We start from the raw sequence: 14,754 nt of genomic DNA on the forward strand, positions 1-14,754 counted from the left end.
GATACTGTGCGGAGGCGGCGGACGTTTTCGCAGGCCGCACTGGCGACAGGGAAGGGCTGACGCGGGTGAATGTGGACGGCCTGCTCGTCGAACTGTTCGACCGGATCCCCGAGATGGTCCACGAGGCGGTCGACGGCCTGACCGCCGAGCAGTTGCACTGGGCCCCCACGCCGGGCGCGAACAGCATCGGCTGGCTGGTCTGGCACCTCACCCGCATCCAGGACGACCACGTCGCGGACCTGCTCGGCGAGGACCAGCTCTGGGCGACCGGCCCGTGGGCCGCCCGGCTGGGCCTGCGCGCCAACCCCGGCGACACCGGCTACGGGCACACCGCCAAGCAGGTCGCCGCGGTGCGCCCGGACGGGCCGGAGGTGCTGGTCGAGTACTTCGACGCGGTCAGCGCCCGCACCCGCGACCTGCTGCGCGGGCTCAAGCCCAAGGACCTGGACCGGATCGTCGACGAGCGCTGGGACCCGCCCGTGTCCATGGGCGTGCGGCTGGTCAGCGTCGCCGTCGACGACGTCGCGCACGCGGGCCAGGCCGCCTACGTCCGCGGCCTGCTGCGGATGTCCAAGCGCTGACCTACCCGGTCAGGCGGCGGCCAGGGCCTCGGCGAGCCGGTCCAGCGCGGTCCGGAAGTCCGGCGCGGACAGGTGCCCGAAGCCGAGCCGGAACACCCGGTCCGGCTCGCCGAACCAGCCGCCCAGGCCGACCCGGGTCTCCCGTTTCGCGAGCTCGTCGTAGAAGCGGTGTACGGCCTGGTCGTCGAAGCGGTCGGCGCGCAGCCGCAGGCAGCACAGCGCGCCGCCGTCGGGGCGGACGAACTCGACCGCGTCGCGGTGCTCGGCCGTCCACCGGTCGAGGGTGTCCAGCGCGGCGGCGAGCGCCGTGCGGCGTACGCCGAGGATCTGCTCCTGGCGGCGCAGCACCTCGGCGGCGAGCAGCTCGTCCACCCCGGAGCCGGTGATGAGCGTGTTGAACTTCGCCACCCGCAGCGACTCGTACAGCGCGGGGTCGGTGACGGTGAGCCAGCCGACCCTGATACCCGGTGCGCCGTGCGCCTTGGACACCGACGAGCAGGTCACCAACTGCGGCGACAGGCCCGCGGCGGACCGGGGCACCGGCGCCGCGCCGTAGCCGGACTGCCGGTACGTCTCGTCGACCAGCAGCACCGCGCGCGGGGCCGCCGCCGCCATCCGGTCGAGCAGGTCGCGCAGCTCCTGCTCGGTGAACCGCACCCCGGACGGGTTCTGCGGCGAGGCCAGCGACACCAGCCGGGTCTGCGGCGTCAGCGCGGCGGCCACGGCGTCGACGTCGAGCCGGTACCCGTCGTCGAAGGTCAGGGCGACGGGGGCCACCCGGCAGCCGAGCGCGTCGAGGGCGGCGCGGGCGGGCGGGAAACACGGCGTCACCACGACCGCGTCGTCCTCGGGCCGGCACAGGGTGAACGCCAGCAGGAACATGCCCGAGCTGCCACCGGCGGTCACCAGGACCTCGGCCGGGGACACGCCCGCGCCCGCGGCGATCAGCGCGCGCAGCTCGGCGTCGCCCTGGCTGGTGCCGTACCCGATCTCCAGCGCGCCGAGCCGGGCGGCGGTGTCGCCGTCGAGCAGCTCGGCCACGCGCAGCGGCGGGGAGGTGCTTTCGGCCAGGTCGTAGCGGACGGGCCGGTCTACCAGGTCCGACATCGACGCCACCGGGAACCTCGCCGGACGGCCGGGGCCGTGGGAAACGGTCATGCGTCCGATGATCCACGGCCGTGCGCGCCGCGGACAGGACCAATATGCGACCGGTGGCCCGTTTCCAGGGCTGACGGCCGGTTCCGGCAGGTGGACCCGCGCCGGTAGCCTCTGCCGGGTGAACCAGTCCTTCCAGGTCGACCTGCGCGGCATCGTCGACCTGCTCAGCCACCACCTCTACAGCAGCCCGCGGGTGTACGTGCGCGAGCTGATGCAGAACGCCGTGGACGCGATCACCGCCCGCCGGGCGCTCGCCCCGACCGCCCCCGCGTCGGTCTGGCTGGAGTCGCCGAAGACCACCGGCGACGGCACCCTGCGCGTGCACGACACCGGCCTCGGCCTGACCGAGCAGCAGGTGCACGAGCTGCTGGCCACCATCGGCCGCAGCGGCAAGCGCGACGAGCTGGGCTTCTCCCGGCACGAGTTCCTCGGCCAGTTCGGCATCGGCCTGCTGTCGTGCTTCCTGGTCGCCGACGAGATCCGGGTGCAGACCCGCCACGAGGGCCACCCCACCGTGTACTGGACCGGCTACGCCGACGGCCGCTACGAGACCAAGCCCGGCCCGGACCGGCAGGAGGTCGGCACCACCGTCACCCTGGTGCCGCGCCGCGACGCGACCGCGTGGCTCGACGCCGAGCGGGTGCGCGACCTGGCCCGGCTGTTCGGCGAGATGCTGCCCTACCCGGTGCGCGTGGACGGCGACCTGGTCACCGCGGAGACGCTGCCCTGGCAGGCCGGGCGCGCCGAGCTGGTCCGCACCGCCGAGCAGGCGTTCGGCTTCACCCCGTTCGACACCATCGCGCTGAACGTGCCCGAGGCGGGCCTGACCGGCGTGGCCCTGGTGCTGCCGACCCCGGCGAACCCGGCCGCGAAGTCCGGCCACCGCGTCTACCTCAAACGCATGCTGCTCGCCGAGGGCGCCGAGGACCTGCTGCCGGAGTGGGCGTTCTTCGCCCGGTGCATCGTCGACGCCTCCGAACTGCGCCCCACCGCGAGCCGGGAGGCCCTGTACGAGGACGGCCTGCTGGAGTCGGTGCGCGAGCAGCTCGGCGCGCAACTGCGCGGCTGGCTGGTCGACCTGGCCGGGCAGGACCCCGACCGCATGCACCGCTTCCTCGCCGTACACCACCTGGGCGTCAAGGCCCTGGCCATGCACGACGAGGAGATGCTGCGCCTGGTCGACCAGTGGTGGCCGATGGAGACCAACATGGGCCGGATGCCGCTGGAGGAGTTCCGCCGCCGCCACGGCACCGTGCGCTACAGCGCCAACAACGACGAGTTCCGGCAGCTCGCGGCCGTCGCCGCGGCGCAGGGCCTGGCCGTGGTCAACGGCGGCTACACCTTCGACGCGGAGCTGATCGAGCGCCTGCCGCTGCTCGACAACACGATCATGGTGGACCGGCTCGACCCGAGCGACCTGTCCACCCGCTTCGACACCCTCGACCCGGCCACCGACCTGGCCCTGCGCCCGTTCACGGCCGCCGCCCAGCGGGCCATGGACCCGCTGGGCTGCGAAGTCGTCGTGCGCGCGTTCGACCCGCCGAGCATGCCCGCGCTGTACCTCACCGACCGCCACGCCACGTTCCAGCGGCGGCTGCGCGAGACCGCGCAGGTCTCCGACGACCTGTGGGCGGGGGTGCTGTCGTCGTTCGAGCAGGCCGAGGCGCAGGTGCGCCCGCAGCTGGTGCTCAACCACCGCAATGCGCTGGTACGCCGGATGAGCGCGCTGCCGACCCCGGAACTGGTCGCCGTCACCGTGTCCTCGCTCTACGGCCAGGCCCTGCTGTACGGCCACCACCCGCTGCGCCCCGCCGACATGGCGCTGCTGAACCGCTCGTTCCTCGACCTGATCGACCTGGCAATGCCCAACGCCGCCCCCGGGAGCACGCATGACGACGTATGACGAGGTCCACGACCTGATCCACCGCACCTGGGACACCCCCGACGGCCCGGCCCGCGTCGTGGTCGTGGAGCAGGCGCTGGCCAAGGCCGAGGCGCTCGGCGACGCCGACCTCCTCTACGCGGCGCACGCGGCGGCGACCAGCGGCTATCAGGCCAGCGGCGAGCCGATGAAGGCGATGATGACGTTCGCCCGCTGCCTGGCCGACTACGACGCCGACCCGGGCCGGCGCAGCCAGCAGGACGAGCACCTGCTGCTGTGGCACTTCAAGCACATGGTGTCGTCGATGACGCTGTTCCCGCAGCTGCCGCTGGAACGCACCATGGCGGTGCTCGACGACATGCAGCGCCGCTACTCCTCCGGCGGGCACAGCATGCAGGCGGTGTACGCGTACCGCCACGACGTCGCGGCGCACCTGGGCGACGAGGAGCAGGCCGACCACTGGTACCGGCTGTGGGACACCGCGCCCCGCGACGCGCTGTCGGACTGCGCGGGCTGCGACCCGTCGTCGAAGGCGCACCACCTGGCCTGGCGCGGCCGTGACGAGGACGCGATCGCGGTGGCGCAGGAGGCGCTCAGCGGTCGGCTGACCTGCTCGGAGCAGCCGCACGGCATCCTGACCACGCTGCTGTTCCCGTACCTGCGCACCGGCCGCCTCGACGAGGCCCGCGACGCGCACCGGCGCGCCTACCGGGCACTCGACGACAACAAGGCGGAGCTGGGCCGGGTCGCCCGGCACGTGGAGTTCTGCGGCGCGACCGGCAACGAGGCGCGCGGCCTGGAGCTGATCGAGCGGCACCTGCCGTGGCTGGAGCAGGCCCCGACGCCGAAGACGGAGATGGAGTTCGCGGCCGCCGCGGCGCTGGTGCTGCGCCGGCTCGCCGAGGCGGGCCAGGGCGACCTGCCGGTGCGCCGGGCGGCGGGCGAGATCTCGGTCGCCGAACTCGGGCGGCAGCTGGCCGAACGCGCGGTGGCGCTGTCGCGGCGCTTCGACGAGCGCAACGGCAACACCTACCAGAGCACCCGCATCGCCCAGCTCATCGACGCGAAGCCGCTGGTCGACCACCTGCCGCTGTCGGTGACCGCGGCCCGCGCCGCGTCGTCCGCGCCCGCCGCGCCCGTCGAGGCGGAACCGTCCGGCGCGGACGTGCCCGAACTGCCCGCGGACCTGTCCCTCGACGGCTGCCTCGACCTCGTCGACGACCTCTTCCACGACGAGGAGCGCGACCGGGGCCGCGCCCTCACCGGGCTGCTGCTGATCTCCTACGAGGGCAGGCACCTGACCGACCTGCAGCGCGGGCGGCTGGCCCGGCTGCGGGCGGTGGCGCTGCCCGACGAGGACCTGCCGGGCACCGCCGACGCGTTCGCCGAGGCGGTCGCGGCCTTCGAACGGGCCGGTGACCAGGCCCGGGAGTACGCCGCGCGGCTGCAGTGGCAGATCGCGATGCTGCAGCTGACCGGCGACGGCTCGCTCGTGCCGGCCGTGTACGAGGCCGCCGAACTGGCCGTGGCCGCCAACACCGACCCGAGGCAGCGCCGGGCCGCGCTGATGCGGGCGGCGTGGGTGGCCGCCGCGTCCGGCGAGCTCGACCTCGCGACGTCGCTGCTCGACCGGGCCGACGCCGAGCCCGGCCCGGTGCCGCCCGCCCGCCACGCGGCCATGCTGCACCTGCGCGCGGGCGTGCTGCAGGCGCAGGAACGCCTCGACGAGGCCGCGATGCAGATCCGGGCTGCCGCGACGCTGCTGCGCGGCACCGCGCACCGCGACCAGCTCGCGAACCTGCTGCGGGCACTGGCCGACCTGCAGGGCCGCCTCGGCGACCACACCGGGGCGATCGCCGCGTTCGAGGAGGCCGCGGCCGTCGCGCAGGACCCGGAGCTGCGCCGCAGCGCCCGCGCCAACGCTGGCTTCATGCTCGTCACGACCGACCGCGCGGGCGAGTTCGTCGACGACATCGTCGAGCACGTGTGCCTGATGGAGGCGGAGGGCGAGCCCGGCGCGGCCGCGTACACCCGGCACCGGCTGGCGCTGGCGCTGTGCACGCTCGGCCGGTTCACCGAGGCGGCCGAGGTCGGCGAGGAGGCGCTGTCGTGGTTCCTCGCGCAGCGCGACCCCGAGCACACCGAGATGATCGTGGAACTGCGCGACATCCTGTCCCGAACGTACGCGCAGCTCGGCGAGGTGCACGTCGCCGTCGGGCAGCTCGACGCCCTGCTGGAGCTGGTCGGCGGGGTGGACCGGCTGCCCTACCGGGCCGATGTGCTGGAGCGCGCGGGGGAGCTGCTGTGGCAGGTCGACCGCGACGCCGAAGCCGCCGACCGGTTCGACGCCGCCGCGTCCGCGTACGGGCAGGCCGATCTCGCCCTGGCCACCGTGCACGCCCGCCGCCGCCAGGTGATGGCGCTGTTCCACGCCGGGCGGCGGGACGAGTCGATCGCACTTGCCGGGCAGCTCGCGGAGCTGATCGAGGTCACCGAGGTGCCCGAGCAGCAGCAGCCGGGGTTCACCTGGGAGCGGGCGATGGCCGGTTACGAGGCCGCGCAGGTGCTGTCCAACAACGACCGGCCCGACCACGAGGCCGCGCTGGCCCGGGTCGCTCCGGCGGCCGAGCTGCTGCGCTCGATCGGCGCGTTCGAGGAGGCCGCGCTCGCCGAGCTGCGCCACGGGCAGGTGCTGGTCGTGTCCGGCCGGACCGCGGCGGGCCAGGCGCAGCTGCGCCGGGCGTACGAGGCGCTGCCCACCGGGCACGGCGCACGCCGCGACGCCGCCGCGTGGCTGGCCCGCGTGTTCGACGAACTGGGTGACCCCGGCCAGGCTCGCAAGCTGCGCCAGGAGCACGACCTACCCGAACCGGAGTGATCCCGGCGTGACCGTCAGGAGGGCTGGTGTGAGACGTGCGCGTGCACGATGCGCCAGCCCTCCGGCAGCCGCACCCAGGTCTGCGACTGCCGTCCGGTGACCGCGCCGCCCGCGTACCCGAAACAGGTGGTGACCACCGCGAAGCCGTCGCCGAAGGTGCTGACCAGGGTGTCGTGCAGCAGCCTTCCCGGCGGCAGCGGCGGCTGGGCGGCGCGCCAGGCGTGCTGCTGGGCCCAGCCGGTCTGCCGGTCGGCGACGCCGAAGCGGACCGTGCCCGGGCTGTCGTGGAAGAACGACATGATCTCGTCCGGGTCGTTGACCGCCAGCGCCTTCTCGTAGGCGGCGAACACGGCGGCCACCTCGGCGACCACGTCGGGCCGGTCCAGCTCCATGGGTTTCTCCCTGACTGATGGTGCCGCCTTCCGGCACGGGCGCGTGCTCCCGTGCCGGAAGGCGGCTCGTGGACCGGATCAGGCCGCGGCCGCGGCCCGGTCCGGCTCCGCCGCAGCGGCCGGCGCCGGCGAGACCGGCGCGGCTGCGTCCGCGCCGCCGTGCAGCCGGTCGAGGGCGAGCTCCTCGGGGTCGGGTTCGCGCGGGGAGTGCTTGCCGAAGTAGAAGATCGCGCAGACCACCGCCACGAACAGGTAGCCCAGTGACACCGGCCCGTTGGCGTTCCACTCGACCTTCTCGCCGTGGATCAGTCCGACGAAGGTCAGCACCGCGCCGACCAGCGCGAAGATCCCGGCGTGCAGGAACTTGCGGTCGATGATGAACACCACGATCGCGCCGAACACCAGGCCCGCCAGGATCGCGCCCTGCCCGAGCACCAGCAGGCCGTGGTAGACCACGCCCGCACCGGCCAGCGCCTGGTCGCCGACGGCGGCGGCCGAGGTGCCCGCCGCGGCGAGCGCGTTGTCGATTTGGCCGGTGGCCCAGGACGCGAGGTTGGGGATGAGCGCGGCTACCACCGCGGCGGCGTGGGCGCGCGGCGTGGCCTGGAACGCCTGCGCGCCGATGAGCAGGCCGATGTACAGCAGGATCGGCACGATCGCCGCGGTCGGGAAGATCGCCGCTAGCAGGCCGAACATGCCCAGGAAGCAGAGCAGGGCGATGACGATGCCGGTGGCCATGGAGTAGCCGGTGCGCCCGCCCGCGGCCTTCCAGCCGGGGTGCCCGACGTATACGGCGGGCGGGAACGGGGAGCCGAGCATCGAGCCGATGACCGCGCCGGTGCCGTCGGCCAGCAGTACGCTGCGCAGGTTGTAGTTGTCGCCCGCGGTGGCGGCGCTCTCCACGTTGGTCATCGCCTCGGTGAAGTTGTAGACGCCCAGCGGGATCGCCGTGGCCAGCAGCGGGGCCATCTCCTTGAGGCCGGCGAAGAGCAGGTCGAACTTCAGGTCGGGCACGGCGAACGCGATGGTCTTCGCGGCGGCGGTGACGTCGGGCACCGACATGACCCCGCCGATCCACCCGATCGCGGTGCCCAGCAGCAGCGCGGCCAGGCCGATGGGGAAGTTGAACGGCAGCCTGACGTTCGTCATGAGGCCGATCAGCAGCAGCGCGAACACCGGCAGCGCGACCCAGGCCAGGTCCCACATGCGCCCGGCGGGGTTCATCGAGATGAAGGTGATGGAGATGCCGGCCAGGGTGCCCAGCAGCGCGGCGCGCGGGGTGTACTTGCGGATGTAGGGTCCGACGAACGCGCCGATGAGCACGATGACGCCGATGATGAACGCCCAGGCGACCCCGGCCTGCCAGGCCAGCATCGGGTCCTTGGTCTTCAGGTAGATCGGCAGCATGATCACGAAGATGACGATGAACATGTGCGGCACGCTGGGCCCGTACGGCAGCGCGGTGACGTCCGTGCGGCCCTCCTTGGCGGCCAGGCGGCGGGCCAGGATCGTGTAGTACACGTTGCCGAAGACCAGCGCGATGCCCAGCGCCGGCAGGATCGTGCCGAACACGGCCCCCTCGGACAGGTTGATCACGAACAGGCACAGCGTGGTCAGCGTCAGCACGTTGACGAGCACGTTCACGCCGAAGCCGAAGAAGGCGTTGGTGTCGCCGCGGACCCAGTGCGGCAGTTTCGCGGCGGGCGCGGGTGTGGTCATGGCGTCCTGCTTTCGAGGCGGGGGAGGGCTCAGGCGGCTTGCGGCAGTGCGGCGCTGCGCTGCAGCGCCCCGATGAAGGCCGGTGACTTCGCCACCCAGCCGAAGATCCCGCCCTGGGCGGCGATCATCTGGAGCCCCACCCGCTGGAACTCCGGGAAGTACGAGCCCACGCAGTCCGACAGGACCAGGCACTCGTAGCCGCGGTCGTTGGCCTCCCGCACGGTGGTGTGCACGCACACCTCGGTGGTGACCCCGGTGACGACGAGGCTGCGGATGCCCCGGCTCGCCAGCAGTTCACCCAGCTCGGTGGCATAGAAGGCGCCCTTGCCGGGCTTGTCGATCACCGGTTCGCCGGGCAGCGGGGCGAGTTCGTCGACGATGTCGTGGCCGTACTCGCCGCGGATCAGGATGCGGCCCTTGGGCCCCGGGTCGCCGATGCGCATGGACGGCGCGCCCCGGTGCAGTTTCGCCGGCGGGCAGTCCGACAGGTCGGGCAGGTGCCCCTCGCGGGTGTGGATGATCGTCAGGCCGACCGCGCGGCACGCGCCGAGCAGGGCCTCGGTCGGCGCGATCGCCGAACGCAGCTGGTTCACGTCGTTGCCCAGCGTCTCCCCGAAGCCGCCGGGTTCCAGGAAGTCGCGCTGCATGTCGATGACCAGCAGCGCGGTGGTCGAAGGATCGAAGGTGTACGGCGACGGCATGGCGTCGACCGTGGCGTGACTGCTCAACGGGGTGCTCGCCTTCTGTGAGGCGGAACGGTGCGTCAGGGGGTGGTGGCCGCGATGACGTCGTCGGACGTCGCGACGCAGCCGAAGACGCCGCCCTGCATGGTGACCATGTGCAGGGCCGCGGCGTGGTTGCCGGGGTCGGTGGCGCCGGTGCAGTCGGACAGGATCAGGCACTCGTAGCCGCGGTCGTTGGCCTCGCGCATGGTGGTGTGCACGCAGACGTCGGTGGTGATGCCGGTCAGGATCAGGTGCGTGATGCCGCGCGTACGCAGCACCAGGTCCAGGTTGGTGGCGTAGAACGCGCCCTTGCCGGGCTTGTCGACGATCACCTCGCCGCCGACCGGGGCGACCTCGGGCACGATCTCCCAGCCCGGCTCACCCTTGATCAGGATGCGCCCGCACGGGCCGGGCCCGCCGATCTCCGCGCCGATCTGCGCCGAGCGCCAGCGCTTGTTGGCGGGCAGGTCGGACAGGTCCGGGTCGTGGCCCTCGCGGGTGTGCACGACCAGCATGCCCAGCGAGCGCACGTGGTCGAGCAGCTTGGCGGTGGCGGGCAGCCCGGCCCGGGTCAGCGCGATGTCGTAGCCCATCGCGTCGACGTAGCCGCCCGGCCCGCAGAAGTCGGTCTGCCAGTCGATGCACAGCAGCGCCGTCCGCGCGACGGGCACCGACCCGTCGTACGGCCACCGATACGGCGTGGCCTGCACCGGACCGATGCGCACACCGGTCGGCGGATCAGGTTGGGGCACCAGGGTTTGCATACTGTCGATTGTCGACCGAACTGTTTCGCGGTCTGGTCGCCTCGGTAACGTGTGCATTGCCCGGCGCCCTCCGTGGGGTCCGGGACTACAGATAGGACCTTGCGCCGTGCCCGGCCAGCGCCGTGAGCACCGCGGCCGGGTCGCCGGTCGCGACCGCCTCCAGCAGCCGCTCGTGCCGGTGCACCCCGTCGTCGGCGTGCGCCAGCTCGGCCTCGCGGCGCAGGTTGATCGCCATGTACAGCTGGAGTTTCACCAGGATCGACTCGTAGATCGCGGTGAGCTGCCCGTTGCCCGACAGCGCGACCACGCTCACGTGGAAGGCCCGGTGCGCGTTCGCGACCTCCAGCTGGTCCCCGGTCGCCGCGGCCTGGCGCATCCGGTCCACGGCCACGCGCAGCCCGTCGAGCTGCACCGGGGCGCGCAGCGCCTGCTCGACCGCGTGGCGCTCCAGCATGTCGCGGACCGCGTACAGCTCCTGCACGTCCCGGTCGGACAGCGTGGCCACCCGCGCCCCGCGCCGCGGCACGTGCTCGACCAGCCCCTGCTGCCCCAGCAGCCGCAACGCCTCGCGCAGCGGGGCCCGGCTGATGCCCAGGCGGCGGGTCAACTGCTCCTCGACCAGGCGCTCGCCCGGCTCGCAGCGCCCGCTGAGGATCTCGCGGCGCAGCCGGGTCACCGCGAGCTCGACCAGGCTGTAGCTCTCGATCGCACCGTTCGCGGGGGCCGTGTCCGTCACGGCACCGAGTGTGCCAGCAACCCGCCGCCCGCGATCACTTGGCCGTTGCGGCCGGTGTCGGGATCGGACGGCGGGTACGGTGTTGGAGGCCTGCCAGGGAGGGAGCACGGATGGACGTGCGCGACGCGCCCCGCCGCTACGCCGACGCGCTGCTGTTCGTCACGGAGGTCACCCGGGCCGCGACCCGGTCGCCCGGCGGCTGGCTCTACGAGGACGGCCTGACCGATCCGCTCTACACCAGCCTGCTCGACGGCCAGTCGAAGTGGGAGTGGTCCGACGACCGGCAGGACGTGGACCTGATCGCGGGCGGCCCGCTGCGGGCCGTGGTCGACTTCACGGCCCGCCGCCACGCGACGACGGTGCCGTGCACCGGCCCGCCCCCGCTGGAACTGTGGCCGGACTGCGCGGAGCGGCTGCGGCTGCTGCGCGAGGCCCTGACGTTCGCCACCGGCGCGGCCACCGACGCGTGGCGGTTCGTGCTGCGCCAGGTGCTGACCGAGTGGCTGTCCGGGCGGCTGGACGAGCTGCTCGCCGCGCCGCCGCCCGGCGAGACACTGGGGCAGCTGGAGCAGCGGCTGCGCGAGGCGGTGACGATCAGCCACCGGTTCCGGCTGGCGGCGCACGGGCTGTTCGGCGATCACCACTGGACCGGCCGCGAACCGCAGCCGTGGTGGTGCATCGCCGACGACCTGGCCGCCCACGCCACCTACGCCGCCCCCGTGACCGCACCAGCCTACGTCTTCCGCCTGGACGAGGGCACCGCCTACGACGGCGTGGCGACCCTGTTCGTCGCCACCACCCCGCTCCAGCCGGTGCTCCGGCACGAGGTCACCGTCACCGCCGGCCTGCCCAAGCTGCCCGGCGACGCCGGTCCCGAGACGGTTCAGGCCGCCCGTGGGGCGCTGGCTGTGCTCGCCCGGCCCGGCATGGCCTGACCACCGGCACAGAGCCGGGTGGTGCCGGGGGGTCCGTGCGGCGGCTGCCGGTCGCCGTCGCGGGCGGGATGGCATGATCTGCGCACCGCCGCGCGGCCACCGGTGCGTGCGGACCACCACCGACGCACTCTGCGAGGACCCGATGGACGACTCCGGCCAGCCGATGCCCGCCGCCGACACCGACCCGGCCGTGCGTGCCGCGGGTGGCTGGGGCAGGCTCCGGCAGGGTGTGATCTACCGCGACGGCGTCAGCGGCGGCCGCCCCGCCGTGCCGACCGCGTTTCCCGAGCTGGAGCGCCGGGCCGCGCGAGTGCTGTCGGCCGAGGCGTACGCGTACGTCGCCGGCAGCGCCGGCCTGGAGGGCACGGCCGACGCCAACCGCCGGGCCCTGGACCGCCGGCGCATCGTGCCCCGGATGCTGCGCGACGTGTCGGCGCGCGACCTGTCCGTCGAGCTGTTCGGCCGCCGGCTCGCGTCACCGCTGCTGCTGGCCCCGATCGGGGTGCTGGAACTGGCCCACCCCGAGGCCGACGTCGCCGTGGCGCGGGCGGCGGCCGCCGAGGGCGTGCCGTACATCCTGTCCACGCAGGCGTCCCGGCCGATGGAGGAGTGCGCGGCGGCGACGGGCGACGCGCCGCGCTGGTTCCAGCTGTACTGGAGCAAGTCCGAGGAGTTGGTCGCGAGCTTCCTGCGGCGGGCGGAGGCGGCCGGCTGCGAGGCGCTGGTGGTCACCCTCGACACGACCGTGCTCGGCTGGCGGGCCCGCGACCTGGACCTCGGGTCGCTGCCGTTCAGCCAGGGCCAGGGCATCGCGCAGTACACCAGCGACCCGGTGTTCCAGCGGCTGGCCGCCGAACGGGCGGGGCAGCCGAAGACCGGGCCGAAGCCGAAGGTCACCGCCGCGGCGGTGCGCTCGCTGCTGTCGATCGCGCGGACCCATCCGGGGCCGACGGGACGCAACCTGCGCTCACCGCTGCCGCGGGCCGCGGTGGAGACGTTCCTGGACGTCTTCTCGCGGCAGGACCTGACCTGGGGCGACCTGGCCCGGCTGCGCACCATGACCCGGCTGCCGATCCTGCTCAAGGGCCTGCAGCACGCCGACGACGCGCGCCGGGCACTCGACGCGGGCGTGGACGGGGTCATCGTGTCGAACCACGGCGGCCGCCAGGTCGACGGGGCGATCGGCTCGCTGGACGCGCTGCCGGGCATCGTCGAGGCGGTCGGCGGCCGGGTGCCGGTGCTGTTCGACAGCGGGGTGCGCGGCGGCGCGGACGTCTTCAAGGCGCTGGCCCTGGGTGCCCGTGCGGTGTGCGTCGGGCGGCCGTACTTCTACGGGCTGGCCCTGGCGGGCGCGGACGGCGTACGCCAGGTGCTGCAGAACCTGCGCGCCGAGCTGGACCTCACCATGGCCCTGACCGGCTGCGCGAGCCTCGCCGACATCACGCCGGACCTGCTCGCTTCGGCCTGAGACGCGGCGCGGGGCCCGGACCACGCGGTCCGGGCCCGTCGGCGGCTCAGCTGAGCTTCGGCTTCTTCTTGCCGAACAGCCAGGCGTCGAACAGGTCGTCCAGCTGCTTGCCGGAGACCTTCTCGCACAGCGCGATGAACTCCTCGGTGTTGCCGTTGCCGTTGGTCTTCTCCGCGACCCAGGTCTTGACGATCTCGAAGAAGGCCTTGTCGCCGACGGCCTTGCGCAGCACGTGCAGCGTCATCGCGCCACGGTCGTAGACGCTGGAGTCGAAGATGTGCGCGGCGCCCGGCGCGCCCGGCGGCGTCGTCCACACCTCGGGCTTGGACTTGGCGTAGTACTGGTCGAAGGTCTTCTGCACGGTCTGCACCTTCGCGTTGGCGTTCCACAGCCACTCGGCGTACGTGGCGAAGCCCTCGTTGAGCCAGATGTCGTCCCAGTTCTGCAGGGCGACGCTGTCACCGAACCACTGGTGGCCCAGCTCGTGCGCGACGACCCAGTCATTGACGCCGTTGCGGAAGAAGCCGGCCGAGTACACGGGGCGCGACTGCGTCTCCAGCGCGAAGTGGATCCGGTCGTCCTTGATGACCACGCCGCCGTACGCGTCGAACGGGTACGGCCCGAACTGGGTCTCCAGGAAGTCGGCGATCTTCAGCGTGTGCGCCATGGACGTGTCCGCGCCGCCCTTGGCCACGGTCGTGGTGACCGCCGAGAACACCGGCTTGCCCTTGTGCGTGCCGGTGGTGACCCGGAACTTGCCGATCACCATGGTGCTCAGGTAGCTGGCCATCGGCTTGGTCTCGTTCCACGTCCAGGTGGTCCAGCCGCCGGTGCTGTTCTTCGGGCCGGGCACGCCGTTGCTGATCGCGGTCAGCCCGTCCGGGACCGTGATCTCGAAGGCGTACAGGGCCTTGTCGAGCGGGTGGTCGTTGACCGGGAACCAGCTCGCGGCCGAGTCGGGCTGGCCGAGCACGATCGCGCCGTCGGCGGTGGCGAAGAAGCCGCCCTCGCCCAGCGACTTCAGCTGGTTCTTGACCGGCTTGGGCTTGCCGTCGTACTGCACCCGCACGGCGAACTTCGCCTCGGCGTCGATGCCCTTCGCCGGGGTGATCACCAGCTCGTTGTCGACCCGGGTGTGGGTGGCCTCGGTCCCGTCGACGGTCACCGACTGCACGGTCAGCCCGGACAGGTCCAGGTTGAACTGCGACAGGTCCTGCTTGGCGGTGGCGTTCACGGTGACGTCACCGGTGAGCACGTCCGTCTTCGGGTCGTACTTGACCTTGATCGCGTAGTCGGCGACGTCGTAGCCGCCGTTGCCGTAGGTCGGGAAGTACGGATCGCCGACCCCGTCCTTGCCGGGCTGGTAGTCGCGCACGCGCGTAGGCGAAGGCGCGGCCGAGGCCCCCGGTTTCGGCGACTCGGACGTGCACCCTGCCAGCAGCGTGGCGCCGGCGGTGATCGCGACGAGCGCAGCACGCATCGCCGTCCCCCGTGTGTACATGCTTCTCCCTCGTGA

At 73.1% G+C, this 14,754-nt stretch carries 12 protein-coding genes; 5 read left to right on the forward strand and 7 right to left on the reverse strand.

The genetic code is table 11. The features are described 5' to 3' along the window. Positions 1–65: 65 nt before the first annotated feature. Positions 66–581 (forward strand): DinB family protein, encoded by a 516-nt coding sequence (locus AB0B66_RS18570; protein WP_360530763.1) that lies wholly within the window; start codon positions 66–68, stop codon positions 579–581. A gap of 9 nt (positions 582–590) precedes the next feature. Here AB0B66_RS18570 and AB0B66_RS18575 read toward each other — a convergent pair whose 3' ends face one another. Next, positions 591–1,739, reverse strand: coding sequence for a pyridoxal phosphate-dependent aminotransferase (locus AB0B66_RS18575; protein WP_360530766.1), 1,149 nt, complete (start codon positions 1,737–1,739; stop codon positions 591–593). A 118-nt stretch (positions 1,740–1,857) separates the two neighbouring features. Between AB0B66_RS18575 and AB0B66_RS18580 the strand changes: the two genes are divergently transcribed. Continuing rightward, positions 1,858–3,642 carry an HSP90 family protein gene (locus tag AB0B66_RS18580; RefSeq protein ID WP_360530769.1) on the forward strand — a complete coding sequence of 595 codons (1,785 nt, stop codon included), beginning with the start codon at positions 1,858–1,860 and terminating at the stop codon, positions 3,640–3,642. Beyond that, positions 3,629–6,499: a hypothetical protein gene (locus AB0B66_RS18585; RefSeq protein ID WP_360530771.1), complete on the forward strand. Its 2,871-nt coding sequence runs from the start codon at positions 3,629–3,631 to the stop codon at positions 6,497–6,499. Before AB0B66_RS18580 ends, AB0B66_RS18585 begins: the two co-directional genes overlap by 14 nt. A 14-nt stretch (positions 6,500–6,513) precedes the next feature. On the opposite strand, the gene AB0B66_RS18590 is transcribed toward AB0B66_RS18585, so the two are convergent. The 5 genes from AB0B66_RS18590 to AB0B66_RS18610 all read right to left on the reverse strand — a co-directional run bounded on the left by AB0B66_RS18590 (position 6,514) and on the right by AB0B66_RS18610 (position 10,835). Beyond that, on the reverse strand, positions 6,514–6,891 hold the full coding sequence (locus tag AB0B66_RS18590) for an AtzH-like domain-containing protein (protein ID WP_360530774.1): 378 nt from the start codon (positions 6,889–6,891) through the stop codon (positions 6,514–6,516). Between the two features lie 78 nt (positions 6,892–6,969). Beyond that, on the reverse strand, positions 6,970–8,610 hold the full coding sequence (locus AB0B66_RS18595; protein WP_360530777.1) for a regulator: 1,641 nt from the start codon (positions 8,608–8,610) through the stop codon (positions 6,970–6,972). 29 nt (positions 8,611–8,639) lie between these two features. Next, positions 8,640–9,338, reverse strand: coding sequence for an isochorismatase family cysteine hydrolase (locus AB0B66_RS18600; RefSeq protein ID WP_360530780.1), 699 nt, complete (start codon positions 9,336–9,338; stop codon positions 8,640–8,642). Between the two features lie 35 nt (positions 9,339–9,373). Continuing rightward, entirely contained in the window at positions 9,374–10,099 is a 726-nt protein-coding gene (locus AB0B66_RS18605; RefSeq protein WP_360530783.1) for an isochorismatase family cysteine hydrolase, read from the reverse strand. An 85-nt stretch (positions 10,100–10,184) separates the two neighbouring features. Further along, a complete protein-coding gene (locus AB0B66_RS18610; RefSeq protein ID WP_360530786.1) occupies positions 10,185–10,835 on the reverse strand; it encodes a GntR family transcriptional regulator in 651 nt (216 codons plus the stop codon). 110 nt (positions 10,836–10,945) lie between these two features. Here AB0B66_RS18610 and AB0B66_RS18615 point away from each other — a divergent pair, with 110 nt between their 5' ends. Continuing rightward, positions 10,946–11,770: a hypothetical protein gene (locus tag AB0B66_RS18615; RefSeq protein ID WP_360530789.1), complete on the forward strand. Its 825-nt coding sequence runs from the start codon at positions 10,946–10,948 to the stop codon at positions 11,768–11,770. A 142-nt stretch (positions 11,771–11,912) separates the two neighbouring features. Further along, positions 11,913–13,238, forward strand: a complete 1,326-nt coding sequence (locus AB0B66_RS18620; protein ID WP_360530792.1) for a lactate 2-monooxygenase — start codon at positions 11,913–11,915, stop codon at positions 13,236–13,238. Between the two features lie 46 nt (positions 13,239–13,284). On the opposite strand, the gene AB0B66_RS18625 is transcribed toward AB0B66_RS18620, so the two are convergent. Next, positions 13,285–14,739 (reverse strand): M1 family metallopeptidase, encoded by a 1,455-nt coding sequence (locus AB0B66_RS18625; protein ID WP_360530795.1) that lies wholly within the window; start codon positions 14,737–14,739, stop codon positions 13,285–13,287. Positions 14,740–14,754 lie beyond the last annotated feature (15 nt).

The organism is Catellatospora sp. NPDC049111 (genome assembly GCF_040648615.1).
GTDB classification, from domain to species: Bacteria; Actinomycetota; Actinomycetes; order Mycobacteriales; family Micromonosporaceae; genus Catellatospora; species Catellatospora aurea.

Coding starts and splice junctions, on each gene's coding strand:
- AB0B66_RS18575 (WP_360530766.1), bottom strand. CDS start 1,739: ATGACCGTTTCCCACGGCCCCGGCCGTCCGGCGAGGTTCCCGGTGGCG.
- AB0B66_RS18585 (WP_360530771.1), top strand. CDS start 3,629: ATGACGACGTATGACGAGGTCCACGACCTGATCCACCGCACCTGGGAC.
- AB0B66_RS18590 (WP_360530774.1), bottom strand. CDS start 6,891: ATGGAGCTGGACCGGCCCGACGTGGTCGCCGAGGTGGCCGCCGTGTTC.
- AB0B66_RS18595 (WP_360530777.1), bottom strand. CDS start 8,610: ATGACCACACCCGCGCCCGCCGCGAAACTGCCGCACTGGGTCCGCGGC.
- AB0B66_RS18605 (WP_360530783.1), bottom strand. CDS start 10,099: ATGCAAACCCTGGTGCCCCAACCTGATCCGCCGACCGGTGTGCGCATC.
- AB0B66_RS18615 (WP_360530789.1), top strand. CDS start 10,946: ATGGACGTGCGCGACGCGCCCCGCCGCTACGCCGACGCGCTGCTGTTC.
- AB0B66_RS18620 (WP_360530792.1), top strand. CDS start 11,913: ATGGACGACTCCGGCCAGCCGATGCCCGCCGCCGACACCGACCCGGCC.
- AB0B66_RS18625 (WP_360530795.1), bottom strand. CDS start 14,739: ATGTACACACGGGGGACGGCGATGCGTGCTGCGCTCGTCGCGATCACC.